6 protein-coding genes are annotated in these 2,835 nt (G+C 50.2%); 3 read left to right on the top strand and 3 right to left on the bottom strand.

Annotated elements, in window-relative coordinates:
* Positions 1-10 precede the first annotated feature (10 nt).
* Entirely contained in the window at positions 11-232 is a 222-nt protein-coding gene (locus tag ACJROR_RS15355; RefSeq protein ID WP_406547856.1) for a hypothetical protein, read from the bottom strand.
* Positions 233-862: 630 nt separating this feature from the next.
* Here ACJROR_RS15355 and ACJROR_RS15350 point away from each other — a divergent pair.
* From ACJROR_RS15350 to ACJROR_RS15340, 3 genes are all read left to right on the top strand, one after another.
* Entirely contained in the window at positions 863-1,240 is a 378-nt protein-coding gene (locus ACJROR_RS15350) for a hypothetical protein (protein ID WP_406547855.1), read from the top strand.
* Between the two features lie 206 nt (positions 1,241-1,446).
* A complete protein-coding gene (locus ACJROR_RS15345; protein WP_406547854.1) occupies positions 1,447-1,800 on the top strand; it encodes a helix-turn-helix domain-containing protein in 354 nt (117 codons plus the stop codon).
* Between the two features lie 17 nt (positions 1,801-1,817).
* Positions 1,818-2,090, top strand: a complete 273-nt coding sequence (locus ACJROR_RS15340; RefSeq protein ID WP_406547853.1) for a hypothetical protein — start codon at positions 1,818-1,820, stop codon at positions 2,088-2,090.
* Between the two features lie 47 nt (positions 2,091-2,137).
* On the opposite strand, the gene ACJROR_RS15335 is transcribed toward ACJROR_RS15340, so the two are convergent.
* Both ACJROR_RS15335 and ACJROR_RS15330 read right to left on the bottom strand, forming a co-directional pair.
* Positions 2,138-2,371, bottom strand: coding sequence for a hypothetical protein (locus tag ACJROR_RS15335; RefSeq protein WP_406547852.1), 234 nt, complete (start codon positions 2,369-2,371; stop codon positions 2,138-2,140).
* Between the two features lie 50 nt (positions 2,372-2,421).
* Positions 2,422-2,835, bottom strand: a 414-nt coding sequence (locus tag ACJROR_RS15330; protein WP_406547851.1) for a hypothetical protein, incomplete at its 5' end; no start/stop codon positions are given.

Genomic DNA, 2,835 nt, shown 5'->3' with positions numbered 1-2,835 from the left:
AAAGAAAGAATTAGGCGGCCATTTCCCAGAGGGCTTCCGGGCGGGGTTTCACCTGGAAAAGGTAATAAACCTTAACCGGTGAATCCGCTTTTATGGAAACACTCCGAGGGAGGCGGAGAGCTGATAAACGCCGCTCCACCTCCTGATAGCCTTTGTGATCGTCGATTTCGACTGGAAGAGGGCCGCCTTCCTTTGCTAATTTTTCGTAAGTCCTGTCATCGTAAATGTTCATGACAAAACACTCCTAAAACATAAACAAAACATCCAGCCCTCAAAAAACGAAAGCTGGGCCTTACTGCCGGAAATGGCAGGATCCGCCCGGGGCGAATCCGAAAACAGGCCGGGTAATGTTTTCGGATGCGTACTGTTTGGGAATGATTGCGAAAAATGCGAAAAGCCGGAAAACCGGAATTGATAAAAACTGAAGGAGCCTTTATGGCACGGGTGATTGCTTATGAGGCCGGAGGGCCGGATAAGGAGGGTACAGCTAAACTGTCTGGAATGCGATACGGGATCGCGGGGATATATAAGAGGCGGAGTTTTTAACGAAGTTACCTACACTTCGCCGGCCATTTTAGCACAAATTTAAAACCCTGGCTTGATCGGCATCACTATTTTGATTTTTCCGGAGGAACGGGAGCGGGATACGGGAAGTCATAACCGGAAGATGCCGGCTTTTTTCCGGATGATTCCCCCGTCCGGCAGCCGGTCATCCTTCCCTCTTTGTTCCAAAACGGATTGATTCAGAACATAACTCTTATAACACCGTAATATACAAAATTGTGCAATAATTAAGACTGTGATATAACACAATATAACTAAGTGTTATAAGTCAGAGCGATTGTCGTTATAAGAGGGTGTTATGAGCACAAAAATATCCTTCAAGAGGAATGACACCTACAACGTGAACCTTTCCGAATCCGGGATCCGCACCTTCCTGGGCCGCATAGAGCTGAATACCCATAAAAGCATAAAGGGCCTCGGCCGCGTTAACAACATCACCTCCGAAGGAGGAATGATAGATATCTACCAGCGGAGCCTGCTGGCCCTGCTGGACGGGAGGTATGTTTTCCGGCCCGCCAAAGGGATCACCCCGGAACTGCTGCCGGAGGAATGCCGCCTGGCAATCGCGGACAAGACGGCGGAGCTTAACAGCCGTCATGAAAGGCAGATTAGGGAGGCTCTGGACGAGTGCATCAGGGTTTTCCGGGAGATCCGGGAAGACCTGGGGGATGAATGACCTTTTATAACGCTTATAACACTCAAAACAAACGATAAGAGTAACACCGTTATAAAAATCATGGTAATTTTGCGGTAAAGTGTTACAAAATTACGTTGTTTTGTTATACAAAAATGCGTTTTTCATGACAAAAACCATGAAAATGCATTGTCAAACTTCCGGATAGTGAATATCATTTTAATATGCAAGTTCAGAGGAGACAGGTTATGGCAATCGATATGGCGATGCAAATGGGACTTGATCAGACGCTGACCAGAATTGACGAGGCAGGTCTGACGCTGCGTTCCCAGTATTTAACCATTGTTGAAGTTCAGGATCTGATCAGGGGCTCCCGGAGCACCGTTTTGAGAATGGTCAAGAAGGGGCTTCTGCCCGAGCCCAGACACCGCACCGGACACCGGAATTCCCCGCTTCTTTTCAGCACGGCGGAGCTGGCCCGCTACGGCTTTGTCTGCGATAACATGAAGATCAGCAACGTCAGCGTTATCAACACCAGAGGCGGAGAAACCCTCATCGATCTCCCGTCCCAGTGCTATTCCACCACCTGCATCCAGTTCTAGCCTTGTCAGATCCTAAAATGACCGTCCGCAAACAGCATGGCAGAGACGAAGCTCTCTGCTATGTCAATCTCATGCTTTCACGCCAGGGAAAAACTCTTAATGATCTTTGCGAAGCCGCGGGGATCGAGAGGCGATCCCTCTATGCGAAGCTCAAGGGGGAACGTCCGGTATTTCTTACGGAGTTCAGAAGAATTGCGGGATTTCTGGGTCTGGACGAGGACGAATCCCTGTCTCTCTATAAAATGCTTTCCCACAAAAAAGCCGGCGGAAATGCCGGCGTTTCGGATTAATCTTTCAGCATCCGGAGATTCCGGATCGCTTTTCATCATCAGCTGAATCAGGCAGCTTCGGGGAGCGGCATGGTTACCGCCAGAGCCTTCACCTGAGTATTGTAGAGAAAATGAGTCCCCAGCGGGGTAAAGCCGATGCCGTTCCGTGTCATCCACCTCTGAACGCTCTCATAGCGGGGATCTGACGGGTTAAAGGTAAGGATGCCGTTATCCTTTTCAATCATTTCACGGTACTGGCGGCTCTGGGCCTCGCTGGCCATATCCTGAATTTCCTGGCACATTTTTCTTTCCTCGGTCTTATAAGCCGCCCCTGCTCCGGGGCGGGAAAAAATTAAATAACGGATCTGCCGTTCTTAACGATTGACAGGTAGCCCTCGTGTTCAAAATCGCGGTATAAGCCGTAATAGTTGTATTCATGGACTCCTGCTTCCCTGCCGATCTTTCTGACTTCATCCGCGTCAGCGGGCTTGCGGCCGGTTCTGGCGGAAAAATCGGCAACGGCTTCCCGGATGTTCATCTTTTCAGGAGGAAGAGCTGCCAGACGTTCCTCCAGGGGGGCGGTTACCTTTTCGGGATAGGGCTTGTCCTCGAAAAAGGAACGCTCAAAGGAAAGAGGCGGACGGGCCGGCTTAACGGGAAGAAAACCTGCGGCCACGTTTCTGGCCTGGATACGGCAGGCTTCGGCTTCCCAGGAATCAGCGGTATTGGCAACAACGGCGGCAAGGCCTCTTACAGTCTTGCGGAC

The organism is Succinimonas sp., assembly GCF_045225735.1.
GTDB lineage: Bacteria > Pseudomonadota > Gammaproteobacteria > Enterobacterales > Succinivibrionaceae > Succinimonas.
The sequence above is the reverse complement of the archived record's forward strand: the minus strand, read 5'-3'. Positions and strand labels throughout refer to the sequence as shown.

Bases quoted from the DNA above. Each gene is read 5' to 3' on its own strand.
- ACJROR_RS15335 (WP_406547852.1), bottom strand. From the start codon at position 2,371: ATGTGCCAGGAAATTCAGGATATGGCCAGCGAGGCCCAGAGCCGCCAG.
- ACJROR_RS15340 (WP_406547853.1), top strand. From the start codon at position 1,818: ATGACCGTCCGCAAACAGCATGGCAGAGACGAAGCTCTCTGCTATGTC.
- ACJROR_RS15350 (WP_406547855.1), top strand. From the start codon at position 863: ATGAGCACAAAAATATCCTTCAAGAGGAATGACACCTACAACGTGAAC.
- ACJROR_RS15355 (WP_406547856.1), bottom strand. From the start codon at position 232: ATGAACATTTACGATGACAGGACTTACGAAAAATTAGCAAAGGAAGGC.
- ACJROR_RS15345 (WP_406547854.1), top strand. From the start codon at position 1,447: ATGGCAATCGATATGGCGATGCAAATGGGACTTGATCAGACGCTGACC.